The organism is Algoriphagus sanaruensis (assembly GCF_001593605.1).
GTDB lineage: Bacteria > Bacteroidota > Bacteroidia > Cytophagales > Cyclobacteriaceae > Algoriphagus > Algoriphagus sanaruensis.
On the sequence record NZ_CP012836.1, the window covers coordinates 3451657 to 3476673 of the forward strand.

General features: G+C 42.0%; 19 protein-coding genes. 8 read left to right on the plus strand and 11 right to left on the minus strand.

Translation table 11 applies throughout. The features are described from left to right. Positions 1 to 3: 3 nt before the first annotated feature. Positions 4 to 840, minus strand: a complete 837-nt coding sequence (locus AO498_RS15065) for a uracil-DNA glycosylase family protein (RefSeq protein WP_067549516.1) — start codon at positions 838 to 840, stop codon at positions 4 to 6. A 126-nt stretch (positions 841 to 966) separates the two neighbouring features. Further along, entirely contained in the window at positions 967 to 3294 is a 2328-nt protein-coding gene (locus AO498_RS15070) for a glycoside hydrolase family 3 protein (protein WP_067549518.1), read from the minus strand. A 172-nt stretch (positions 3295 to 3466) separates the two neighbouring features. On the opposite strand from AO498_RS15070, the gene AO498_RS15075 reads away from it, so the two are divergent. Beyond that, positions 3467 to 6910, plus strand: coding sequence for a ThuA domain-containing protein (locus AO498_RS15075; RefSeq protein WP_067549520.1), 3444 nt, complete (start codon positions 3467 to 3469; stop codon positions 6908 to 6910). An 84-nt stretch (positions 6911 to 6994) separates the two neighbouring features. Here the strand turns inward: AO498_RS15075 and AO498_RS15080 are convergent, their stop codons facing one another. The 3 genes from AO498_RS15080 to AO498_RS15090 all read right to left on the minus strand — a co-directional run bounded on the left by AO498_RS15080 (position 6995) and on the right by AO498_RS15090 (position 8651). Beyond that, complete coding sequence (locus AO498_RS15080) at positions 6995 to 7342, minus strand: hypothetical protein (protein ID WP_148660258.1); 348 nt, start codon at positions 7340 to 7342, stop codon at positions 6995 to 6997. Positions 7343 to 7470: 128 nt separating this feature from the next. Continuing rightward, on the minus strand, positions 7471 to 8220 hold the full coding sequence (locus AO498_RS15085; protein WP_067549526.1) for an NIPSNAP family protein: 750 nt from the start codon (positions 8218 to 8220) through the stop codon (positions 7471 to 7473). 65 nt (positions 8221 to 8285) lie between these two features. Next, positions 8286 to 8651, minus strand: coding sequence for a transmembrane 220 family protein (locus AO498_RS15090; protein ID WP_067550557.1), 366 nt, complete (start codon positions 8649 to 8651; stop codon positions 8286 to 8288). Positions 8652 to 8781: 130 nt separating this feature from the next. Between AO498_RS15090 and AO498_RS15095 the strand changes: the two genes are divergently transcribed. Further along, positions 8782 to 9336 (plus strand): GNAT family N-acetyltransferase, encoded by a 555-nt coding sequence (locus AO498_RS15095; RefSeq protein WP_067549529.1) that lies wholly within the window; start codon positions 8782 to 8784, stop codon positions 9334 to 9336. 115 nt (positions 9337 to 9451) lie between these two features. On the opposite strand, the gene AO498_RS15100 is transcribed toward AO498_RS15095, so the two are convergent. The 5 genes from AO498_RS15100 to AO498_RS15120 all read right to left on the minus strand — a co-directional run bounded on the left by AO498_RS15100 (position 9452) and on the right by AO498_RS15120 (position 16001). Next, a complete protein-coding gene (locus AO498_RS15100) occupies positions 9452 to 10894 on the minus strand; it encodes an arylsulfatase (protein WP_067550559.1) in 1443 nt (480 codons plus the stop codon). A gap of 1048 nt (positions 10895 to 11942) precedes the next feature. Then, entirely contained in the window at positions 11943 to 12950 is a 1008-nt protein-coding gene (locus AO498_RS15105) for an SMP-30/gluconolactonase/LRE family protein (protein ID WP_067549532.1), read from the minus strand. Positions 12951 to 13117: 167 nt separating this feature from the next. Continuing rightward, positions 13118 to 14359 (minus strand): sugar isomerase, encoded by a 1242-nt coding sequence (locus AO498_RS15110; RefSeq protein ID WP_067549535.1) that lies wholly within the window; start codon positions 14357 to 14359, stop codon positions 13118 to 13120. Between the two features lie 41 nt (positions 14360 to 14400). Further along, positions 14401 to 14601 carry a hypothetical protein gene (locus AO498_RS15115; RefSeq protein WP_067549538.1) on the minus strand — a complete coding sequence of 67 codons (201 nt, stop codon included), beginning with the start codon at positions 14599 to 14601 and terminating at the stop codon, positions 14401 to 14403. Further along, complete coding sequence (locus tag AO498_RS15120) at positions 14598 to 16001, minus strand: purine-cytosine permease family protein (RefSeq protein WP_067549541.1); 1404 nt, start codon at positions 15999 to 16001, stop codon at positions 14598 to 14600. The genes AO498_RS15115 and AO498_RS15120 overlap by 4 nt, the downstream gene beginning before the upstream one ends. A gap of 362 nt (positions 16002 to 16363) precedes the next feature. On the opposite strand from AO498_RS15120, the gene AO498_RS15125 reads away from it, so the two are divergent. Genes AO498_RS15125 through AO498_RS15150 form a run of 6 tightly spaced genes read left to right on the plus strand, consistent with a single transcriptional unit; the run spans position 16364 to position 23640 of the window. Next, the gene (locus AO498_RS15125) at positions 16364 to 18484 is read left to right on the plus strand and encodes a bifunctional aldolase/short-chain dehydrogenase (protein ID WP_067549544.1); all 2121 of its coding nucleotides are present in this window, start codon (positions 16364 to 16366) and stop codon (positions 18482 to 18484) included. A 49-nt stretch (positions 18485 to 18533) separates the two neighbouring features. Further along, positions 18534 to 19571 carry a GntR family transcriptional regulator gene (locus AO498_RS15130; protein ID WP_067549547.1) on the plus strand — a complete coding sequence of 346 codons (1038 nt, stop codon included), beginning with the start codon at positions 18534 to 18536 and terminating at the stop codon, positions 19569 to 19571. Positions 19572 to 19624: 53 nt separating this feature from the next. Continuing rightward, the gene (locus AO498_RS15135) at positions 19625 to 20953 is read left to right on the plus strand and encodes an FGGY-family carbohydrate kinase (RefSeq protein ID WP_067549549.1); all 1329 of its coding nucleotides are present in this window, start codon (positions 19625 to 19627) and stop codon (positions 20951 to 20953) included. 16 nt (positions 20954 to 20969) lie between these two features. Continuing rightward, on the plus strand, positions 20970 to 21728 hold the full coding sequence (locus AO498_RS15140) for a (Fe-S)-binding protein (RefSeq protein ID WP_067549551.1): 759 nt from the start codon (positions 20970 to 20972) through the stop codon (positions 21726 to 21728). After that, entirely contained in the window at positions 21725 to 23083 is a 1359-nt protein-coding gene (locus AO498_RS15145; RefSeq protein WP_067549553.1) for a lactate utilization protein B, read from the plus strand. The genes AO498_RS15140 and AO498_RS15145 overlap by 4 nt, the downstream gene beginning before the upstream one ends. Next, complete coding sequence (locus AO498_RS15150; RefSeq protein ID WP_067549556.1) at positions 23080 to 23640, plus strand: LutC/YkgG family protein; 561 nt, start codon at positions 23080 to 23082, stop codon at positions 23638 to 23640. The genes AO498_RS15145 and AO498_RS15150 overlap by 4 nt, the downstream gene beginning before the upstream one ends. Here AO498_RS15150 and AO498_RS15155 read toward each other — a convergent pair. After that, entirely contained in the window at positions 23630 to 24931 is a 1302-nt protein-coding gene (locus AO498_RS15155; protein ID WP_067549559.1) for a sensor histidine kinase, read from the minus strand. The two genes, AO498_RS15150 and AO498_RS15155, sit on opposite strands and share 11 nt — an antisense overlap. Between the last annotated feature and the right edge of the window lie 86 nt (positions 24932 to 25017).

The following is a 25017-nucleotide window of genomic DNA, read 5'->3' on the forward strand; positions in this document are numbered from 1 at the left end:
TATTTAATCATCAAAAAACCTTTTAAGCTCTCTATTCTTTTCAACAAAATTATATACTCGATCAATTAGTGGGAATTCATTCTCAGAAAAATGAAATTTTCTCAAAAAATATCCCCACTGTAATATCCTAAATTTATCAATTGACATTTTATCAATATTGAAATTATTTTTTTCATTAAGGATAAATTTTATTGACCGATTTGCACTGTTACTTGGACTATATAAACTAATAAGTCTAAATTGTTTTCCTCCTTGAAGTCCTATATTCTTAACAAAACCATATTGATTAAATCCAGTTGGATTAAATTTCTTAAGAGAATCTCTCAACCAAACAGAAGCGCTACCGTTAGTTTGATTTAGTGTAGCAACGGGCCCTCTCCCTCCAGAGGTAACAAATACATTTTGTAATTTTGGAAATTTATTTTTCAATAAATTGAAATCATTATATATAATACCATTCAAATCTTTATCGGAACTTGATTTCTCTGGATCTCTAAACATTTCTAATAAAATATCAGATATTCCAATGTTTGCAAATTTTAGAGCATCCATCATATCCTCAACATTATTAATTTCTTTCCCGATTAACCCACTCACAATAGGCCAAAACAGATTTTGGTTACTCCCATAAAAAAATTCAAAATTCTTGGAATAATTTTCCCCTAATGAAATTTCGTAAATTGGAAATGTACCCAAAAAAATACTTTTTACTTCTTGATTTGGGAAGTAACCAAAACAAGAATTATTTATAAACCATCTATCTTCAGAAATTTGTTTATTAAGTTTTGAAATCCATCTACCAGTCAAAAATGGATGGATCTCGCTAATTTTTTCTCCCATAAGAATAGGCTTTTTTTCAGAACTCAATCCAAATTATAAACTCCAATTGAAATAAAAAATGGGCTCTAAATTTTTTTTTTTATAACAAATTCAAAACCCATTTTCAAAGGACAAATCCTCTCCTTATTACTTTCGCTTATACTTCGCTACTCGCTCGTCTTGGATCACTCCTGACCAGTTGAGTCCGAAGGTGAAATCATAGGCATTGCCTGCAGCATCCACATGCACTTCCATATCATGCGCGGTGTCTTCCAACTGTGTCTCTACCGTCGCCATTGAAGCCGGTAACTGGATGGGAAGCAAGGCAGAAGGTTCGTATTTACCACTCACCAAGTCAAAAATCACCTGATCCTGCACCCCAAAGTGAAAGAATATCCCTTGAACTTCTGATTCAAATTCAGCCATCACCATGGGATTGGCTGCTTTGATTACCACAAATACCGGCTTGTCTCCCATCGCTTTTTTGGTTTCAAGAATGGTCACCAGGTCTTGGTAATTGGCCGTTTCCACAGACTTATTCTTATAGGATCGGTTGGTCACCTCCGGATCCAAAACTGGATCTCCTGCTGCAAGACTTTGATCACGCGCAAGCTCTGCCTTGTATGGACTATATTGGAGTGAAATCGGCACATAGCCATTCCCCCCTTTTTCCCGATCGGCAAGGTCATAGCCAGTTCCTGACTCTGGACTTTCCACAAAAACCAAGGAAAAATCTGCTTCAGCGGCCGTTTTCACCACATCAAAATACTTCGCAGCAATCTCCAGATTCACTGGATCGATCCACTTTGCCTCAGACTTCATCCCCCACCAATTGACAGTGGAAGGCAAATAGCGCTGAGGAATAAATACTTTTTTCCGCTCTTTAATTGGCAATGCCTGAGCTTCATTTTTCAGTAAAACCACTGACTTTACCTGTGCAGTATATCCCTCTTCCATAAACTGCGCATTTCCTACTTTTTGCTCAGTAACCGATGGATCCAGGTATGGATTTTCAAATAATCCTGCATTGAAAATATTCCGAAGCAAACGAACCGCAGATTGTTCCATTCGAACTCGAGCTGCTTCTTCTCCCATTTCCTTTTCCATCATTTCGAAGGCTTCCAAAACAGGAACTTTATCATTATTTCCTCCGAATTGATCTCCACCAGCCATCAACACCTTAAAATGACGCTCTGCAATCGTGGCAGTTTCCATTCCCCAAGGCTTTCCAGCGAAGGTGTTTACATTTTCTCGTTCATCCCCTGTCACTCCCCAATCGGTACACACGACTCCTTCATAGCCATATTCCCCGCGAAGCAAATCTGTGATCAGGTACTTGGAATAGCCATTCGCCACCGATTCACCATTTTTATCCTGTCCAAATGAAATGGTGTAATAAGGCATCACTGCGGTAGCTTTTCCCGTAGGGCCATTCAACTTGAAGGCTCCTTCGGTAAAAGGAACCAGGTGCTCCGCAAAGTTATTTCCAGGGTACACCGCAAATTTTCCGTAGGCAAAATGTCCATCGCGACCGCCTTCTTCAGGACCTCCACTGGGCCAGTGCTTCACCATGGCATTTACACTATGAAATCCCCAACCACCAGTGATTTCAGCATCTCCTGAAGAGGTCTGGAATCCATCCACATAAGCTCTTGCCAAGTCAGCCGCTAATTTGGAATCTTCTCCAAAAGTCCCTTTGATTCGATTCCATCTAGGTTCCGTTCCCAAATCGATCTGAGGGGAAAGCGCGGTAGAAATCCCCAAGGCCCGATATTCTTCTGATGCAATTTCACCAAATCGTTGCACTAAAGCTGGGTCAAAAGTTGCAGCCATTCCCAAGGATTCTGGCCACATGGAGATCGTGCCACCAGCGCCTGCATTGTATTCGGTACTTGCTACTGGACTGTGCCGAGGATCGGAACTGTTATTTGCAGGAATTCCAAAACCGAGTCCTTCAACAAAAGCCTGCACATTGTTATTCCATTCCGCGGCAATTCTTGGACTTTCCACTCGGGTAATCAGTACATGTCGAAGGTTATCTTCTTGCAAAAACTGTTTTTGCTGATCTGAAATGCTAGAAGTTGGCATTCCGCTTTCTGAGATTGGCTTACCTCCATAGGTCCCCGCGCCAAATCCCTGTGGATTTGCAGGAATAGACTGATGGGAACTATAAAGCATCAAACCGGCGATTTGCTCCTTGGAAATTTTGGAGGCCAAATCTTTAGCTCTTTCCTCCACAGGAAGACGCCAGTCCTCATAGACATCCAATTCTCCATTTTTATTTAAGTCCTTAAAGGCAAATCCAGATTCTTGAAGAATCGTTACGCCGGAAGTTTTGGAGTAGCCAAGCGTCTGCCCCATAGACTGTTTGACCAGAATTACATCTTCGGTCAATTGCTCCTCCGTAATTTGATTGCGCTCACAAGCCGACAGACCTAGCGCAAGTATCATGGAAATAGGTAAATAAGATTTCATTGAATGGAATTTTTAAAATTCAAACCCAAAAGTTGAACGTTCAAATATCGCGATTTTTATTGTCACAAATTGAAACAATAAGAAAACTCATCACCAAAAATCACCGAAATTCAGTTACTTAGAGGCCAAATTCGGAGAATACTCTATTTTGCAAAAAATTAATCCAAACCTTATGAATTACCCAAAAAACCTACGTAGCCTGCTCTTTTTGCTTGTGCTGTTGGGAGTAGGTTTGGCCTCTTGCTCAAAGAAGCGAGAAGGCGAACCGAAAGTGTTGATTTTCAGTAAAACGGCTGGATTCTATCATGAGTCCATTCCTAACGGGATCGCTGCGATCCAAAAATTAGGAGCCGAAAACGGCTTTTCTGTGGATACCACAAAAAATGCAGAATTAATTAATGAGGAGAACCTTGCGCAATATGCAGCAGTGATTTTCCTAAGTACTACTGCCGATGTGTTGAATCACTACCAGGAGGCAGATTTTGAACGGTACATTCAATCTGGTGGCGGGTTTGTTGGAATCCATGCCGCAGCAGATACCGAATACGAATGGGGATGGTATGGCCGACTTGTCGGTGGATATTTTTCAGATCATCCGGGAATCAACGATCCTCACCCAAATGTGCAACCAGGAAAAATCACCAAAACAGGTGAAAAGCATCCTTCAGTAGACTTTCTACCTGAATCTTGGGAGCGTACCGACGAATGGTACAGCTACAAAAACGTCAACCCTAACACCAAGAAGCTCTTATTACTTGACGAATCTTCCTATCAAGGTGGAATGGATATGGGGGAGCATCCGATTGCTTGGTATCATGATTTTGATGGAGGAAGAGCTTGGTACACTGGCGGAGGCCATACCAAGGAGTCGTATGAAGAAAGTGAATTTTTAAGTCACTTACTTGCTGGCATCAACTATGCTATCGGAGACAACCTTGAGTTGGACTACAGCAAGGCTAAATCCAAGCGAGTACCTGAAGAAAACAGATTCATCAAAACCACGCTTTCCATCGGGGAATTTACCGAACCTACTGAGATGACCATATTGCCTAATTTGGACATTTTAGTTGCACAAAGAAGAGGTGAAATCCTGCACTACGACCAGGCAACTGGTGAAATGAAAGAGGTTGCAAAATTTGATGTGTACTGGAAAGCGGAAGTGCAAGGTGTAAATGCCGAAGAAGGTCTGATGGGCTTGCAGAAAGATCCGAATTACGCTACCAATAATTGGGTATATGCCTATTATGCCCCTGCAGGAGACAAAGAGGTAAACCGTCTTTCTCGATTCAAATTTGCCAATGGCGTTTGGGACATGAGCTCTGAGCAGATCATTTTGGAAGTCTATTCACAGCGAAATATCTGCTGCCATACTGGAGGCTCCATCACATTTGACGCTGAAGGAAACCTATTCCTTTCTACAGGAGACAACTCAACTCCTTTCAACCAACCAAATACTCCTTACAAACTCAATGGCTATGCGCCGTTGGATGGACGAGAAGGAAACAAACAATGGGATGCACGAAGAAGCTCCGGTAACTCAAACGATCTTAGAGGAAAAATCCTTCGTATCAAAGTAGCCGAAGATGGAAGCTATACCATTCCTGAAGGAAACCTTTATCCACAAGGAACTGAAGGTGCTAGACCAGAAATCTATACTCAAGGGCTCAGAAACCCATACCGAATTTCTGTCGACCAGAAAAATGGATTTTTGTACTGGGGCGAAGTTGGGCCGGATGCAAGCAATGATTCTTTGGATGTAAAAGGTCCACGAGGATATGATGAAGTAAATCAAGCAAGAAAAGCTGGTCACTTTGGATGGCCATATACTATTGGTGACAATTATTCTTACCGCGAATACAACTATGAAACAGGAGAATTAGGACAAGCTTTTGATCCAGCTGGACCAGAGAACAATTCCCCTAATAATACTGGTTTGAAAAAATTACCTCCAGTAGAACCCGCCTTCATCTGGTATCCTTACGGGGCTTCACCTGAATTCCCACAGTTGGGTACAGGAGGAAGAAATGCCATGGCAGGTCCGGTTTACTATTCGGATATGTATCCTGCAGAGACTCGAATGCCTGATTATTTTGACGGCAAACTTTTCATTTATGACTGGATCCGAGGCTGGATTAAAGTCGTAACCATGCAAGAGAACGGTGATTTTGATAAAATGGAGCCATTCATGCCTGGGACCAAATTCAATGCTTTGATGGATATGGAAATGGGCCCTGATGGAAAGATCTATATTCTGGAATACGGAAATGGATGGTTTACTAAAAATCCAGATGCAGGTCTTTTCCGAATCGATTACAATGGAGGAAATAGAGCTCCAGTGGTAACGGAACTTTCCTCAGATAAAACCTCTGGAAAAGAGCCTTTGACTGTAACCTTTACTGCGAAAGCCAGTGATCCAGAAAAAGATCCAATGACTTACACTTGGGATCTAGGAAACGGAGAAACCAAAACTACCAATGAGCCTACCTTGACTCATACGTTTAATTCTACTGGTGATTTTGAAGTATCTGTAAAAGCCAGTGATCCTGCTGGACTATCTGGAACTAGTATTCCGGTTAATGTCTATTCAGGAAATACTGCTCCAGAAATTCAAATTACAGTGGACGGCAACCAGTCGTTCTACTTCCCTGGCAAGAAAGTGAGCTATACAGTTGCTGCAACGGATATTGATGAACCAGGTGCTGCACTTGATATGGGATCTCTTTATGTATCGGCAGACTATGTATCAGGCATTGACCTGGCTGAAGCAGACATGGGACACAAAGTGATGAGTGAGGCCATGACTGGAAAATCATTGGTTCAATCACTTACTTGTAAGACCTGCCATAAGGAAAACGAGGCCTCAATTGGTCCAGCTTACACTGAGGTAGCTAAAAAATACAGAGAAAGAGATCGAAACTACTTATTGGACAAAATCCGAAAAGGTGGTGGAGGTGTTTGGGGTGAAACAGCCATGCCGGCGAATCCTGATCTCAAATCAGCAGATGCCAATGCACTTGTCACCTATATTCTTTCACTAAAATCGGATGCCAAACCAAGTCTTGCTGCTAAAGGAAGTTTGGATGCAACCTTAGGAAAAAGCCCTTCTCCAACTGGAGCACTTGTAATTTCCGCTACCTATACCGATAAAGGAGGAGAAAATATCAAACCTCTGACTGGAGCAAATTCTTTGGTATTGACCTCGAATTCTCCAAGCTTGGCCTTGGCTAGTGACTTTAAAGGATATAACAAAATGGTCTTTAATGGTCAAACGCTTTTGACTATTCCTGGAGAGACAGGATCATTTGGATTCCCAGCAACCGACCTTACTGGTATCGGTTCAGTCTCCATGAATCTCGCTATTCAAGGTGAAATAACTAAACCACTCACCTTCGAAATCAGACAAGACAGCCCAAGCGGACCAGTTGTAGGCCAAGGAGCTGTTAATCCAGGCAAAGGAATGGAAGTACCTGGAATGCCAATCCCGATGTTTATGACAAGCATCCCAGTGACGGGAGGACAAGATGGTCAGAAGCATAAGCTATTCTTTGTGAGTGACACTCAAGGGTCTGACCTAGGAACAGCAATTGTAATTGGAGTGACTTTCAACGCGAAATAATCTCTCCCGAAAAGGAATGAAGGCCAGCCTGAAAAGGCTGGCCTTTTTCATTTTTTCTGAATTGAATCTTAGTGGATTTTTGGTTTAAATATTCTCACAAACAGAATTTTTAGGCTTCCAGATGGTTTGTTGATCTTTGAGTTGACCCAAATCGACATTCTCAATTTGATTGCCCTGACAGTCCCTAATGATTACCGCCCAATTGCAGAACGGACAACACGACCCAAAATAAAAGACAGTATTCCCTTGATAACTTGCTTGAATCAGGTAAGAATATTCTGAAAATTCCCAAGACTGTGCTTCCTGAACTGCATTTTTTAACCAAGGGAGGTTTTCAATGGGATTTTCAACCCCGCAAGCAGCCGGGCCTGGGTTTTCAGAACAACCCATGAAAACCAGCATGCAGGCAAAAATTAGAATAGATTTTCTCATGGGACAAAACTAGTGGATTTGATCTCCTTACGTATTCAAAGATGAAAAAGCTACACCCAAAACGAAAAAGCTGCCCGAATTTAAAATTCAGACAGCTTTTCAATTGTTAGGACAAGCTAATTAGCGCATCACTTCATCGGTGAGAAAGGCAAGGTTTTGAAAAATACAGCATCTACCTTTTCTACGATTTTTCCAGATTCTTCAGAGGCATCGCGTACTTTGATCCATTCTGGATCTGTTCTGAATCGGTCAAATGCGGCATTGAATGCTTCTTTGGAATCATGTCCCAATAGGTAAACTAATTTCGGTTGAGTGCCGTCTTTCTCTACAGTCAACCAATAAGGATAATTTTTCAACCCTTGCTTTTCAAACAATGCACGGGTATGATCCCTGAATCGGGCTTGAATATTTTCAATTTTTCCAGGAAAACAATGGTAAGTTCTCATTTGGAAAATGCCACTTCCAGTTGGAATTGGAGTATCGTTCAATTCAGGCGCAAGCACCATAAACGTTTGTTCAATCTTAGCTACAAGAGGACCATTTACTCGGGATTCTTCATAAACTTTTTTCCAAACAGGATCATTTAAAAAGAGCTCCCAGCTTTTCTCCCTTGCGGCCTCATCAGGATAACCTAAGATATAGGTCATGGAATTATCCGTGTTTTCTTCAGGAATGAAATAAATGATATTTTCCATTCCAACCTTTTCAAACAGACCTCGAGTATGATTCTCAAATCGTTTGATCAAATCCGGAAGTTTTCCCGGATGAGCATAATATTTCCGGATTTCAAAATAGGTTGATTTGGATACTTTAGGCAATTGGGCAAAGGAACCAACTGCGATAAGCATAGCAACTAAAGAGAGCATTAATTTTCTCATGAGGTTTATGGGTTTTTGTAAGAATGCAATGATTTTCAAGATTTAAATTCAGCTAAGCCGATTCGCTATTTTTTTCTCCAAGCTTTTACCAGCGCAGGACTCAAGGCCAATGCAATAGTCAATAGACCAAAAGTTTCGCGATTTTCCTCCATCTGGGGAGTTTTCATGGTTAAGTCTTTTTGAGCCCATTCATCAGCGACCCATTGCCCAACCCCTCCAGGGAAGAAATAGATCGCACCCAAAACAGCTAATACAACGACAATTGTCAAAGGAATTTTTGGGAATATTCCTCGGATTCCAAATAAGCAAAAGATCATTGCCACGGCATAGATGCTGACCCAAACTTCTGGATCAGGATCATTAAACTGCCAAAAAGCAAATAACGCAAACAGTAAAAGCCAGATACTGAAATAGTATTGATTGAATTTCATAGGATAGAATGGGTTGATTCGCTTAAAACTACTCATTTTAAAAAACAATCCATCAGCCAAGGGATATTCGGTCGAGAATGATTTTTAGCAGGAAAAAAAAAAGTATTTTTCACACCAAATTTCAGCCATCATGAAACCTCAAGTTCGACTCACTCAATCTCCCTCTGATCTCCAAGGAATTCTCGATCTCCAATGGGAAAATCACCTGAGCCAACTTTCTTCGGAGGCAAAAAAGGAAAGCGGTTTTGTGACGGTGAGACATACTTTAGCCCAATTGGAATCCATGCATCACCTTGCTCCGCATGTGATGGCAGACTATCAGGGTCAGACCGCAGGCTATGTTTTAGCGATGACAAAGGCATCCCGAACCTTGATTCCTGTGCTATTTCCGATGTTTGATCTATTCGATGAGATCTCATATCGTGGAAAAAAAATCTCCGATTACGACTACATGAGTGTAGGCCAAGTTTGCGTAGGTAAGGATTTTAGAGGACAAGGGCTTTTTGATTCCATGTATGGAGCCTATCGAGACGCCTATTCCGATTCCTATGATTTTGCCATTACAGAAATCGCACTGAGCAATACCCGATCTCTAGCAGCTCATAAGCGGGTAGGGTTTGAAATTATTCATGAATACGAGGACTATACCCAACCCTGGGCGATTGTGCTTTGGGATTGGAAATAACTAAGCAGGTCAGAGAAGGATAGTTAGCCTCCACTTGAAATTTATCTTCAATCTTACTTATAGGGTAATAAGTAAATGATTGGGTAAGGAAACGGGAATCTTTGGGTTCCCGTTTTTATTGATCAAATGAGTTAAATACCGGATTAGGTTGATGTTGCTGCCTAATGAGTTGCTCAAGTTCAAGCACTTTTTCGGGAAATTGGGAGGCTAAATTCACCTCTTCTCCCGGATCTGCCGCCAAATCAAATAACTCCACAGTAGTCTTACCCGGATCCTTCACTTGGTATTTTACGAGTTTCCAATTTTGACTTAAGACGGCTTGCCTCCCTCCCAACTCATGAAATTCCCAGTACAAATTGGAATGCTTGGATTGACTTCCTTTGCCCAGAATGGAAGGTAAAAAAGAAATACCGTCAATATGTTTTGGAGTCTCTTTCCCAATCAACTCAGCCAAGGTCGGCAACCAATCCCAAAATGCAGAAACATGGTCTGATTGGGTTCCTGCGGCCACTTTTCCAGGCCATTTCACCACTAACGGAACATGAATTCCTCCCTCGTACAAATCCCTTTTCAAACCTCGGAAAGGACCATTACTATCAAAGAAATCATAATCAGCCCCACCTTCGAAGTGCGCTCCGTTATCCGAAGTGAAAATGATTAGGGTATTCTCACTCAGGCCCAATTTTTCGAGTTTTTCTACTACCTCTCCCACATATCGATCAATTCGCTCCACCATGGCGGCAAATGTTGCCCTCGGATAAGCTGCAGATTGATAGCCTGGAATCAGCATTTCAGGACCATAATCACCCCCTTTAGGAGCTTGGTGAGGATTCTCATCGCCAAACTTTTGACGATACTTTTGAAAAAGTTCGTCCTCTGGAGCCGCAAGCTCAGCATGAGGCATCACGATCGGCATAAAGAGGAAAAAAGGATTTTGCTTATTCCTTTCAATAAATTCCAGAGTCTTTTCCTGAATCAAATCCGGAGCATAAGTATCCTTATTCGTCCAATCATTTCCTGGCAAATCTACTTTGGTTTGATTTTCCCAAAGGTAGGCCGGGTAGTATCGGTGCGCATACCGCTGACAGTTATAGCCATAAAACTGGTCAAAACCTTGATTGCTCGGATCACCAGAAGTTCCTACAAAACCCAAACCCCACTTTCCAAAGGCCCCAGTCGCATAACCTGCCTCTTGGAATATTTTACTCAAGGTCATCAAGGTATCCGGCATGGGGTATTGCCCTTCGGGTTTCACTTCAAAATTCCCTCTTACAGGAGTGTGACCCGTGTGCAGACCGGTAATTAAGGTAGACCGGGAAGGGGCACAAACTGGCGCTCCAGCATAATGTTGCGTAAAAAACATTCCATCAGCTGCCAAACGGTCAATATTCGGGGTCTCGATATACTGCTGACCTAAGAACCCCAAATCGCCATATCCCAAATCATCGGCAAGAATAAAAATCACGTTTGGAGGAAATTCGGAAGGAGTTCGGATTTGATCCTTTCCCTGACAGGAAAGAACTATCAAAACAGAAAAGAGAATTAGATGATGCTTCATACTGGAATTTAGACCTAATGCCCATAAAACAAAAACGGGAAGAATTTCTTTCGAAATCTTCCCGTTTAATGAATTGAAAACCATAGTCCCCAACTCATTCCAAGCTACAGTTAGGAGGCTCTTCTCAGTTGCCCGAGTTAAAACCAACAACTTACAGTTGCTCCGAAGAGCATGTCCCAATTTTCAGATACCTTTTTGCATTTCTGCAGTTTCCCGTCTCAAACTTTCCTTTCAGAAAGCCCCTTCATGCCCGGTATCCTGAACTCGTCCGGCGACTAGTTCTAGGGCCGATCGTGATAGCACTTCTGCGGTTTTCCGTTTCAAACAGCCGCTTTTGAGCAACCATTCCTTTGTGCCCGATGATTTTCACTTTTTGCCAAAGGCTAAAAGCCCTGATTAATCCGTGAGTGCGCTTCTGGAGTTACCTCTTTCAAATGAGAACTTACTTTCCCATTCCTTTGCGCCGGAACTCTAAGATCTACGAGGAGAAGCTTAGATTCAGTTCATCGTTTTTGGCACTTCTGCGGTATTCCGTCTCAGAAATTTACCTTTCGGCAAACTCCCCTTCGCGCCTGATCTCAACCTGTCAATTTGCGGCCCGAAATCTTACTTTCGACCTTTTATCTCTTACTTGGTAGGTTTAAAGTTGGCTGATATTCAGGCTGTTTCCAAGTTTTTCTGGATAAACTTTCCCACAATTTTTCCCCAATTTAATTGAAGTAAAATCACATGATTTCCACCAATAATTCTGAGTTATTCACATTTTTTAGAATATTTCTCTAAAAACATGAGATCGATCAGTGTTTTATAAATCAAATACCCCTCAACCCATTCCCACTATCCAATTTTGCTCCCCATAAATCAATTACGACTAAAAAAAATGTGGAAGATGAATTATCATTCCGTATTGCTTTACAGAAAAATATGGGATCAACCCATCTAAGGAACCTACCGAAAAAATAGAATATCTCTAATCAGCCCCTCATAAGGGCGCTCTTTGAAAACCACAAACCTCCACACTTCCTTTCTTCCCTACTCCAATACCAACCTACCTCAAAGCTATTCGCATCAAAAACCCATCAGCAGTCATATACAGATACTTTTCATCGGAATCAAAGCCACAATTTGCCGTACCGTTTTCGGTAAGGATTGTCCCAAGTTGCTTTCCTTCCGGACTGATCACCAAAACCCCTCCAGGACCGGTGGCAAAAAGAACTCCGCTGGAATGCACCTTTAGTCCGTCAGGAAGGCCTTTTCGGATTTCGCTTTGGAATACAGTCGCATCAAAAAGCACTTTTCCGGAAATCACATTTCCTTGTTCATCCAAATCGAAAGCATAATACCGGGCTTTTTCTGGATCGGATTGTGCAATGTAAAGTATCCTTTCGTCAGGGCTCAAGCCAATTCCATTCGGACGACTAAGTGTATCCACCAATAAATTCACTTTGTCATCCGAATCCAATCGATAAACTCCCTGAAAATCCAATTCCTTCTCATCCCAAGGATCCATGCCATAAGGAGGATCAGTGAAAAAAAGCTGACCCTTTGAATTAAACACTAAGTCATTGGGACTATTGAATCGTTTACTCTGATATCCGGTGGCCAAGGCTTCAAATTCTGCTTTCGGAGCATCCAGAGTAGAAAGCATTCTCCCCACCTGTCTTTCTCCATGTTGGCACAAAATCAAATTGCCCTCCACATCCAAGGCCAAGCCATTGGCCCCTGGCTCCCGCTTGTCTGTCCGATCTCCCAAGTAGCCCGAAGGACTCAAGAAAAGCGAAAGACTGTCATCCTCAGTCCATTTCCAGATTTTATTGGTGGGTACGTCGGTAAAAATGAGTGCTTGCTGATCTTCTAACCAAAGAGGCCCTTCAGCCCATTCAAAACCGGAAGCCAAGACTTCAATCTTTGCATCGGCTGAGATCAAGGCATTAATTGCAGAATCGAGCCGTTCGACCGAGCCAATAGTCATTACTTCCTGCTCTACAGATTCCTGAGATTTGGGAGCAGAACATGCAGCAAGTGTAAATAGGATTAACCAATTGGAGTGTTTCATTTTGGATTGATTTTGGGAATGAGGAAGTTAAGCCAATCCACCCAAAAGTCCGAATCCAATATTTCGCAAGATTTAAAAAGCTCCAACTTCACAAATTCATTGAAATTTATGAAGTTGACTTCATGAATTTAGCCCAATTTGTGAAGGTGATGACAAGAAAACAGTTTTCAAAGGCCTCTCGCCTGAGCATTTTTCCCCCGTTTAGCAATTAGACTCTCCCTGATTTTTTCTCTTCTGTAAAACGCCAAAGGATCCCCCTCTCCTCCACTTTGGATTCGGGCTTCACGGACTAAAGGCCTGACATCGGTCAAAAACGCCTCTTGAAGCACTTCCTGAGCCCCCACCACATCGCCTTCATTTTGGCATTGAGTCAATTTTTCACGATCGACCAAAAGAGCCTTGGTATAAGCCTGAGAAATAGCTTCGAGCGCCTGAATCAGATCCTCGAGTGGATCTTTGGTATTGTGACTCGCATCGATCATCCAGGAAATAGAATCCCACGCTTGGGCTCCTTCTGCCGCTCCACCGATCAGTTCGCAAAAAATCAAAAAGAGCTGATAGGGCTTCACACTTCCAGTACTTAGATCATCATCTCCATATTTACTATCGTTAAAGTGAAACCCTGCCAATAGATTTTGATGCATCAGGGTAGCCACGATCTGCTCGATATTGGTATTCGGCAGATGATGCCCCAAGTCGACCAATACTTTTGCCCGATCTCCCAATTGCCTACAAATCATAGCCGATGTCCCCCAATCAGGAATGACTGTATGGTAAAAATTGGGTTCGTAGGGCTTATATTCTAATAGCAACTTCCAGTCATGAGGCATTTCCGCATAGATTTCCTTCAGAGATTCCGTAGTCCATTGCAGCGCCTTTCGGAAATGAGCCTGCCCGGGGAAATTGCTTCCATCCGCCAGCCACACAGTCAGCCCTTTACTACCCAAGTTTTTTCCAATCTCGATTACTTGAAGATTGTGTTCAACAGCCTGCTTTCGCGTAGCGGAATCTACATTGCTGAGCGAACCCATCTTATAAGAAAGCGACTGCCCATAATCCTGAAAGGTATTGCTGTTCATTGCATCAAAGCCGATTCCCAGACTAGCCGCTTTTTGCTTGATAGCATCTGTATCCTGAGGAATATCCCAAGGAATGTGAAGTGAAACGGCATCTGTTCGCTTAGTAAGCTTTGCCAAAAGGCCGATATCCTCCAGTTTTTCTTCCAAGTTTCTGGGCTCTCCTCCGATTGAAAACCGGCCAAACCGAGTCCCTCCGGCACCCAAGGCCCAAGATGGCACCGCTATCTGAAAGGCAGAAATCCGGGAGACTAGGTCAGCTAGATTTATTCCTTTTGCTTCCAGTTGTTCGGAAAGTAGGCTTAGGGATTTTTGGTGAAAATGGGTCGACATGAAAAGTAATGGGTTATTGAGTTATTGGTTATTGAATTTGGTCAATTTTGTTCCGCCTCCGACCTTCCGTCTTCCTTCTTTTTATTGATCCAAAATGGAGCAGTAACCATCCAGAGCACCATTCCGATCCCCATGGTTAATTTCATCCTATCTAAAGAAGCGTCTCCCATGAAATACAGAACAGGAGGGTAAATCGTAAATATCAAACCTGCTAATGAGATAAATTTCAGTACCGTTTTCATGAGGCAAGGGTTTTTGTAAGCGGATATTTCATTTTTGAGGCAATGACGAAAATGGCAACTGCCACAAACCAACCTGGTAGACCAAGGAAGAATATTTCTACGCCATAAAAGAAGTTTAGTCCTAGGCAAAAAACTAAAGTCAACACCCAACTCAGCAAAGCAGGCCAACTGAAATCAGAGTTGGAATTCAAAGCACCTTCGGATTGAAAGCCCATTTTTTTTGAAAAATAAAAATCGGCAAAGATCACCGCTCCCATTGGCATCAAGAGTAATCCATAAAGCGCCACGAAGTCCAGCAGTTTCATCACCAAGGCTGGAAAGCAAGCAGCCAAACTCGTAATTCCACCAACTACTGCCGTGATTTTCCAAGTAGACACCTTAGGAAAAATACCTTGTAACGCTAATCCTGCTCGATAGATAGTAGGGTTAGCAGTCGTCCAACCTGCAATAATCACACAGACCGCTCCAGCAATCCCTAAAGTTTGATAGGCAATTTGACCTGGGGCAAATTCTTGAGAACCGGTATTTGCTTGAAGAAACACTGCATATAAAATCCCTGAAGCAATCCATGCCACAAAATGGCCTAAGTAAACTCCCGCGAATACCGAAAATCCAGAAGTCCAAGATTTGGCGTAGCGTAAAATCGTCAAATCCGACATGCCAATGTGCATAGCCATATTACAAAACCACGAGAAAAAGATGATGTGCCAAATCGTAAATCTGGACATTCCTGGCAATGGAATCCCATTCCAAATCACCTCCTGTGCAATTGAATACAAGCTTTCAGCGGAGCTTACTCCAAGTTGTGTCAACCCAACTATGGCAGCAGAAATAAAAATCAAAATCATCCATGGCGACATCACATTGGCAAATTTGGAAACCTGATTATATCCTTGAATAGCCACTAATGTGATCACGGCACCCATACCCAATACTGTAATGATCCAACCTGGAGTTCTCGGAAGCCAATCACTCAAGGTAGGCATCTCCAAGTCAAATGGAATTCCAACTGCAGTTGCTGAAACGGCGATCATAGATCCGGCCAAAAAACAAAACATCAAGGCGTTGACCAGATTGTACCAGCGAACGACGTGCTTTCCAGCAATTCGCTCTAACTGATAATACAGCGTCATTCGCTTGGCCGTCGCTATAGGTGCTGTAATCAAGCCCCAACTTAAGACAGCTAGCAGGTTCCCTAATAAAAGTCCCACAACCAAATCCCCTGCACTTACTCCATGAGCCACAAACAAGGGCCCAATCACAAACTCAGTCCCAGCGGTATGTTCTCCTGCATACATTCCCAAAAAGCTACGATTGCCTTTGAGTTCGGAAGCAGGAATTGGCGTCCGCTCAAATTCATTGGTTTTGGCAACCATCTTTTTAAAGATTCCTTGACTCATTCTAGTATATTTTGGGGAAAATAAATAAATCAGACCTCTAGCGCTATCCTGTTGTATCTGATGGGAATTTTAAGGTTTTTTCCTTAGATTATTTGGCATATGTAGAATTTACCTTTTGATATACCCCACACTTTGCTAAAAAATCAAAAGAGAATTTTATGTATCTCAAAAAAAATTAAACAAAAATCAATTCACTCACGACACTACAGGATACCTACAGCCTAGATTTATAGGAAATTCATCTTAAAATCAGCTGTTGAACCTTTTCATATGAAATTCAGCATGGCTTTTCTTTTTAAGAATATAAAAAAGTAAACCCTCCATGCGAGATTACATGTGACTGAAAATAAAAATATACGCACATGAATACACCAATTATGAGTTTCAAACATGTTAGTTACCTCTGGGACGAATCCAAAGCTGCCAAATTAGAAGGCAATGAAGTCGACCTTTTATTATATCGATCTAATATTCTAGGAGCTGATTTACGGATTACCAATTATGGGGGAGGAAATACATCCTGCAAAACCATTGAACTTGATCCATTAACCAAAGAACCTGTAGAAGTAATGTGGATCAAGGGTTCCGGAGGAGATATTGGAACTATGACACGGTCTGGACTTGCGGGACTTTATGTAGACAAACTTCGGTCCCTCAAGGGGATTTACCGAGGGATTGAATTTGAAGATGAGATGGTCGAGCTATTCAATCATTGCATTTATGATTTAGCCTCCAAGGCTCCTTCAATTGACACTCCTCTTCATGGATTTTTACCCTTTAAGCATATCGACCACCTTCATCCTGATGCTGCGATCGCCATTGCCGCTTCCAAAGAAGGTGAGCGAATTACCGAGGAACTATGGAAAGGCGCTATTGCCTGGGTACCTTGGCAACGTCCTGGATTTGATTTGGGATTGAAACTCAAAGAAACCTTAGACAAAAACCCTGGAATTCGTGGGATCATGCTTGGAGGACACGGTCTATTTACCTGGGGTGACACCGCTTATGAGTGCTACATGAATAGCCTAGAAGTCATCGAAATGGCTTCCTCCTATTTAGCAGCTAATTATGGTAAAAGCCGACCTGTTTTTGGTGGAGAAAAAGTAGCATCTCTTTCTGAAAATCAAAGAAAGTCCCAAGCAGCCGCATTGGCACCTATTCTTCGCGGTTTGGCCTCCTCCGAAAAGCGAATGGTAGGAACATTTAATGATTCGGAAACTGTCCTTCAGTTCATCAATAGTCATGATCTTACCAAACTAGCACCGATGGGAACTTCCTGTCCGGATCACTTTTTAAGAACCAAAATCAGTCCCTTGGTTTTAGACCTTGCTGCCGATGCTGACCTTTCTGACGTGGCAGGCTTAAAAGACTCTATTGGAAAAGCATTTCAAGCTTATCGCGAAATGTATGCTTCCTATTATGAAAATCACAAACATCCTAACAGTCCTGCCATGCGAGACCCCAATCCAGTTGTAATTCTTTGGCCTGGTGTGGGAATGTTTAGCTACGCAAAAGACAAACAAACCAGTCGGGTGGCTTCTGAATTTTACATCAATGCAATCAATGTGATGCGAGGTGCTGAGGCTGTTTCTGAGTATGTATCTCTCCCTCTACAAGAAGCTTTTGATATTGAATATTGGTTGTTGGAGGAAGCAAAACTTCAGCGTATGCCAAAAGAAAAACCACTTTCAAGAAAAATTGCTCTTATCACAGGAAGTGCTGGAGGGATAGGAAAAGGCATTGCAGAGCGATTCGTTCAGGAAGGTGCTTGTGTCGTTTTAACCGACATCGATCAAGACCGGTTGAATTCTGCTGTTGCTGAGTTTGAAAAGAAATACGGCAAAGATGCTGTTTTGGGCGTTCAGCTCGACGTGACAGATAAAAAAAGTCTCGCCGATGCCATTCAAGCTACCTGTTTAAAATTTGGAGGGCTAGATATCGTGGTGAATAATGCAGGAATTTCCATTTCACGCGCATTTGAAGCCCATACTGATCAAGATTGGGCAAGGCTAAATGACATCCTGGTGATGGGACAATTCCATGTATCCAAGGCGGGTGTTAATATCCTTCGTGAACAAGGCTTGGGAGGAGACTTTGTCAATGTAGTCTCAAAAAATGCACTGGTAGCAGGACCTAAAAATGTAGCCTATGGTACCGCAAAAGCGGCGCAGCTACACATGTCACGCTTGATGGCGGCAGAGCTTGCCGAGGATAAAATCAGAGTCAATGTCGTAAATCCAGATGCGGTAATTGAAAACTCCAATATCTGGGAAGGTGGATGGGCCGAAAATAGAGCCAAGGCCTATGGTATCGAAGTCAAAGACCTTCCTCAGTACTATGCAAATCGGACACTTCTCAAGGAAAGTGTCAAAGTAAGTGACATTGCTGATGCTGCCTTTGCTTTTGTAGGTGGATTGCTCAGCAAATCCACTGGAAATATGCTCAATGTGGATGGTGGTCTAGCCGCTGCCTTCCCTCGGTAATTCCGATACCCGCTTTTACCCTAACTTAACCCAATAACCCAAAGTACCCATGCTCTGTGATAAGTCTGAAAAAATCGCCGTGGACTCACGCACGCCGAAGTATCTGCAAGTGGTAAACTTGATCATGGAAGATATCGAAAAAGGAAAACTCCAAATTGGAGACCGGATTCCTTCCATCAACGAAACCAGTTTTGATTTCTTGCTTTCCCGGGACACCGTGGAAAAGGCATACAATGAATTACGGGACAGAGGAATCATTACCTCTGTAAGAGGAAAGGGATTTTATATCTCTTCAACCAATATGGGAAACAAGCCAAAGGTTTTACTGCTCTTTAATAAATTGAGCTCTTATAAAAAGATCATTTATTATTCGATCCTAGACACCTTAGGTTCCAATGCAACTGTAGACTTGCATGTGCATCATTACAACAGAAACCTTCTGGAGGATCTATTGGAGCAAAATTTGGGTAAATACAATTACTATGTTTTGGCACCTCATTTCTTCGATCACCAAGGTCATCCAGAAAGCGCCTATGATTTGATCAAGCGTATTCCTAAAGAAAAGCTTTTGATCATTGATCGAGCTGTTAAAGACCATGAAAATGAATTTCCAGGCGTCTATCAGGATTTTGCCAAGGATATCTTTGAGGTATTGGAGTCAGGAATTAGCCACTTGAAAAAATATCAACGCCTTATCCTAGTATTTCCTAAGGGTGAGCTTTACCCGATGGAAATCATGGATGGATTTAAGCGATTCTGCTTTTTTCATGATTTCAAAAATCTTATCGTAGATGGGGTTGATGATGACGAGCCTTTAGATGAAGGGGATTGCCATATTGTATTAGCAGAATCCGACCTCGTCAATATAGTTAAAAAGTCTCGAGAACAGCTTTTCAAGCTAGGTCGAGATGTGGGAGTAATTTCCTACAACGACACCCCACTGAAGGAAATTCTTGCAGAAGGAATTACAACGATCTCCACCGATTTCCAAAGCATGGGTAAAACCATTGCTTCTCAAATCATCGGATCGGAGGACCGGATTCCAATCAAAAACCCATTCCGAATGACGATTCGAAAATCTTTGTAAGCCAAAGAGGATTAATTCCTTTAAAATAAATCCACCTAATTCTAAATTCTACAATGTCCAAAACTCCCGTCACTGCCGTCTTTGACATCGGGAAAACGAATAAAAAATTCTTTCTTTTCGATCAGAATCTGGAGGAAGTTTACAGTACCTATACCCGCCTAGATCCTATCCCTGATGAGGATGGATTTCCAAGCGAGCCCGTACTCCCGATGCGGGATTGGATGATTGAGACATTTAAGAAGGCTTTGGCATTTCCTGAATTCGAGATCAAAAAACTCAATTTTTCAGGACATGGGGCATCCTTTGTACACTTAGATGAATTGGGTGAACCTGCCACCCCACTCTATGATTATTTGAAGCCATTTCCTGAAGAGCTTCTCGAAAGGTTCTACTCTGAAAATGGCGGAAAGATGGAGTTTTGTCGTCAGACATCCTCCCCTCCTTTGGCTATGCTGAACTCTGGGCTTCAGCTCTACTTCCTTAAGTATGCAAAACCAGATCAGTTTGAAAAAATCCGATATAGCCTCCATTTACCTCAATATTTGAGTTTTATTTTTACTGGGGTGATGGTTTCAGACTACACGAGTATTGGTTGCCACACCGGACTTTGGGATTTTGAAAAGATGGATTATCACCCTTGGGTCAAGCGAGAAAATATAGAAAATCTTCTACCTCCAATTCTTCCAGGAGACCATCTATTAACTACCAAACCTGAACTTGGCGGCATTCCTTGCGGCATTGGGGTTCATGACTCATCTGGTGCTTTACTGCCATACCTTAGAAAAAAATCGGGGATATTCGCCTTACTTTCCACAGGTACTTGGGCCATCAGTATCAACCCGTTTAATAAGACTGTCCTTTCTGAAGATGAGCTTCAAAAAGATTGCTTGCAGTTTTTGAGTATCACCGGGGAACCGATCAAAATCTCCCGATTATTTATTGGCGAGGAGCACAAATACCAAATCGACCAAATGTATTCCTTTTGGAATCTACCCCAAGGAACCTACAAAAAACTCAAGTTTGACTCAATCTGGTATGAAAAAATCCAGCATACCTCAACCAAAAGAATCAAATTTCACTACCTCAAACCAGAGGATTACGGACTCAATAAGGCGGATTCTACAGATTGGCAAAGCTTTTCAGAATTTACGGAAGCCTATTATACCTTTCTCCACGAGCTCACAGATATTCAAATTGCATCATTAAAACTTGTCCTTGAGGGAGCTCCCGTTACCCAACTTTTTGTTGACGGGGGATTCAATGCGAATGCAATTTTCTTGGAAATGCTCCGAAGGAAATTGCCAGGAGTGGAAATTATTCCAAGCGACTTCCCCAATGGATCAGCACTTGGAGCAGCATTATTGGTAAATTCTTCAAATTGAGCCTATCTTAATTCCGATGAATTCAGCTTCTCCCCATATCGGTTTATTTATTCCTTGTTACGTGGATCAGTTTTATCCAAAAGTTGCCATCGCCACCTTGGAGCTTTTGGAAAAGTTGGGTTGCAAAGTGAGCTATCCGCTTGAACAAACCTGCTGTGGTCAACCCTTGGCCAATGCCGGCTACGAACGAGACACGGTCGGAACAAGCCACCACTTTTTGGATACCTTTGAGAAGTTCGACTATATCGTGGCCCCTTCAGGGAGCTGCGTACTCCATGTTAAAGAGCATTTCCCTAGAATAGCGGGAAAAGAAAATGTCCAGCATCAAATTCATGATCGAATTTTCGAACTCACCGAATTTCTGACTGATATCCTCCACCTTGAAAATCTTCCTGGAAAATTTCCGCATCGGGTGGGGTATCATGCGTCCTGCCATGGCCAACGTGGATTGCGATTAGCCTCAAGCTCTGAGATGAATATTGATCCATTCAATAAAGCTCGAAAGCTTCTGGAAAACTTTGAAGGGATCGAATGGGTAGAATTGACTCGGACCGATGAATGTTGTGGATTTGGAGGTACTTTTTCAGTAACTGAGGAAGCGCTTTCAATCCAAATGGGCAAAGATCGCCTAGAAGATCATCTTTCTAAAAAAGTAGAAATCCTAACCGGAGGAGACATGTCTTGCATCATGCATTTGCAAGGTATTTCAAGCCGAGCAGGTCATTCCTTAAAGTTTATGCACCTAGCAGAAATCTTAAACCAAGGCTTAGCATGAGTCATCCCCAGGCAGCAGGTGAATTTTTGAAAGATCAGGCTAAAGCAAAATGGCATGATGAAACCCTGTGGTTTGTTCGGGATAAACGAGACCGGATCAGCAAAACCATTCCGGAATGGGAAGACCTTAGAGAACTTGCCTCTCAGATCAAAGACCATGTACTTTCCAAACTGGATTCCTATTTAGAAGAGTTTGAGAGAAATGCTCAGAAAAATGGGATCAAAATTCATTGGGCGAAAGATGCAGAAGAGCACAATCAGATTGTCTTAAGTATTCTACAGGAGCAAAACTGTACCGCCATAGTCAAGAGTAAATCCATTCTCACCGAGGAGTGTCACCTAAATCCATTTTTAGAAAAAAACGGAATTGAAGTCGTGGATACCGATTTGGGAGAGCGAATTGTCCAATTCCTCAATCAGCCTCCAAGCCACATCGTTTTACCTGCCATCCACTTGAAAAAGGGGGAGATTTCTGAACTTTTCCATGAAAAACTTCAAACGGAAAAAGGAAATGAAGACCCCGCCTATTTGACCCATGCAGCTAGGCTACACCTTCGTGAAAAATTTCTTTCAGCCAAAGTTGCAATTACCGGGGTCAATTTTGGCGTAGCCGAAACAGGAGAATTTGTGGTCTGTACCAATGAAGGTAATGCCGATATGGGAGTGCATTTGGCTCAAGTTCATATCGCATGCATGGGCATTGAAAAAATCATTCCCCGAAGAAAGGATCTGGGTGTTTTCCTACGGCTATTGGCCCGATCAGCCACTGGACAACCAGTCACCAATTACAACTCCCATTTTCGAAGTCCCTCTGCAGGAAAGGAAATCCACCTGATTTTGGTAGATAATGGTCGAACTGCCCAATTGGCGCGAGAGAAGTTTAGAAACTCCTTAAAATGTATCCGCTGTGGCGCTTGTATGAATACTTGTCCTATTTACCGGAGAAGTGGGGGGTACAGTTACGGAAGTACCGTTCCCGGGCCAATAGGCTCTATTCTATCGCCGGGATTAGATATGAAAAAATACAGTACACTTCCATTTGCCTCCACCCTTTGTGGAAGCTGTTCGGATGTATGTCCAGTAAAGATTAATATCCATGAGCAATTGTATGAATGGAGACAGGAGATCACCAAAACACATGGCGAACTCGGTAAAAATCTATCCATGAAGCTCGCAAGTGGCATATTTAAAAGCCCACTGGCCTACAAACTATCTGGAAGTCTCATGAGATCAGCTTTGAAAACGCTTCCAAAATCCTTGATCTACCACCCCATCAATAGTTGGGGAAAGGGTCGAAATCTACCAGAAACACCTCAGGAATCCTTCAAGGATTGGTATAAAAAAAATAGAAAATGAGTTCCCGGGAATCTATATTACAAGCCATCAGATCTATTCCTCGAGCGGAGAAAATTCTTCCTGACACCCCAGATTTCAAATCACAGGGAGAGTTAGGAGTTCTGTTTACAAAGGCTTTGGAGGCAAACAAAGCTGAAGTCATGGATCGCACACAGTTCGAGGAATGGATGGAAAAAAATCAATCTACTCGGGTTTTTTCTTACTCAGAAGATTTCCAAAAATACAGTTCGGTGATTCTTCCTGAAGACCCGCACGAACTCGAAAATCTTCAACTCGCAATTTTGGAAGGACAATTTGGGGTTGCAGAAAATGGTGCGATTTGGCTGGAGGATAAAGAGCTCCCTCATCGTGCTATACCTTTTATTACTGAACACCTCGTAATTGTTTTGAACAAAACAAATTTGGTAGACACCATGCATCAAGCCTACCAACAAATCGGTGCCAATCATTCAGGCTTCGGAGTGTTTATTGCAGGCCCTTCGAAAACTGCTGATATCGAACAGTCTTTGGTCATTGGGGCTCACGGGGCAAAAAGTCTCCGTGTAGTTATGATTTAGTCAAATCTATTTCTAAGAAAAAGACATTCCACTTATTATCCGAATACAAATAGCCGATTTCCCATCCCTGTCTAGAAGCAATTTTTTTACATAAAGAAAGGCCGATTCCAGTTCCTTTTTCCTGCAAAGTTCCTTCTGATTTTTTAGCTTTTAATTCAAACAAAAATGGCCGATCAGCCTCATCAACAGACTTTCCCTCATTTTTGACTTCCCATCGAATTTTGGAAAAATTTTGAAAAAGTTGAACCAATATGATTGATCCTTTAGGGGTAAACTTGATGGCATTGTCCAAAAAGTTTTTGAGGATAATTCGAATCTCTTTGAAAGGCAATATGATTTCCAGAGAGTCACCCATTGCCTCGAATTCCACTGATTGGGATTTTTGATTGGCCTGAAAACGCATGACCTCGACCATCTCCTCAGTAATAACAACCGGATTTATAGTCGCCAAATCTGCATCAGACCCCTCCATTTCAGTAATTACCCACTCCAGTGTATTATCTAAAACCTTGCTTAGATGAAAACTTTGTGTCCTTAGATTGGAAATGATTTGCGCCATTTCCTTCTCATTGATCATCCCTTCTTCTGCAAGTTCCAAGGTGAAGTTTAGGCTAGTAACAGGAGTCTTTAAATCATGAGACAATAAGGCCAAAAGCTGGTTCTTTTTGTCATTCAAGTTTTCCAACTTATTCAATGCAAGCTCCTTGTCTTTTTGGAGCTCTAGCATATATAAATTCTGCTTTTGATAGCTCTTGATGAACAACAAAATAATAACAAGGGTGAAGAGACTAGTCCAAGTCACCGTGAGGATTTGATCCTGAAAAAAATCATCTGAACTATAAATATCAAAAGCAACCTTATACTTTTCCAACCTTCCAAGTCCAATCAAAACCCCGTAAACGACAAAGATTAAGGTAATCCATACCCAACTGAACCTACCACGAAGCATTAATATTGATGATACCACAAAAATGAAAAGGGTGTATAATGTCCTGCTTCGATGGGCCTCACTTAAAAAAAAGTTTAATGAAATAGCCGCTAGCCCAATTGTAAACATGAGGATTAAAATCAATTGATGATGGCCATATTTCTTCATCACCAGATATCCTATCAAAAAAGGAAAAACAAATAGGAACTTGATCGAAATATAGATCAGCTTATACCCCATCAAAAAATCAAGTACGCATAGTAAAGGAACTAACAGCGTCAGGATTAGAGCAAAAACCTCAGATATCCTGTTTTGGAGTTGATTTAAATCTCCGGATTTATCAAATACTCCGAAATTGAGCATAAAATCTTTATAAGATGAACGACGATAAATTTAAGAATTAGATTATCCCCATTTGTTGAGAGCTCTATATTTACATTTAATTGTAA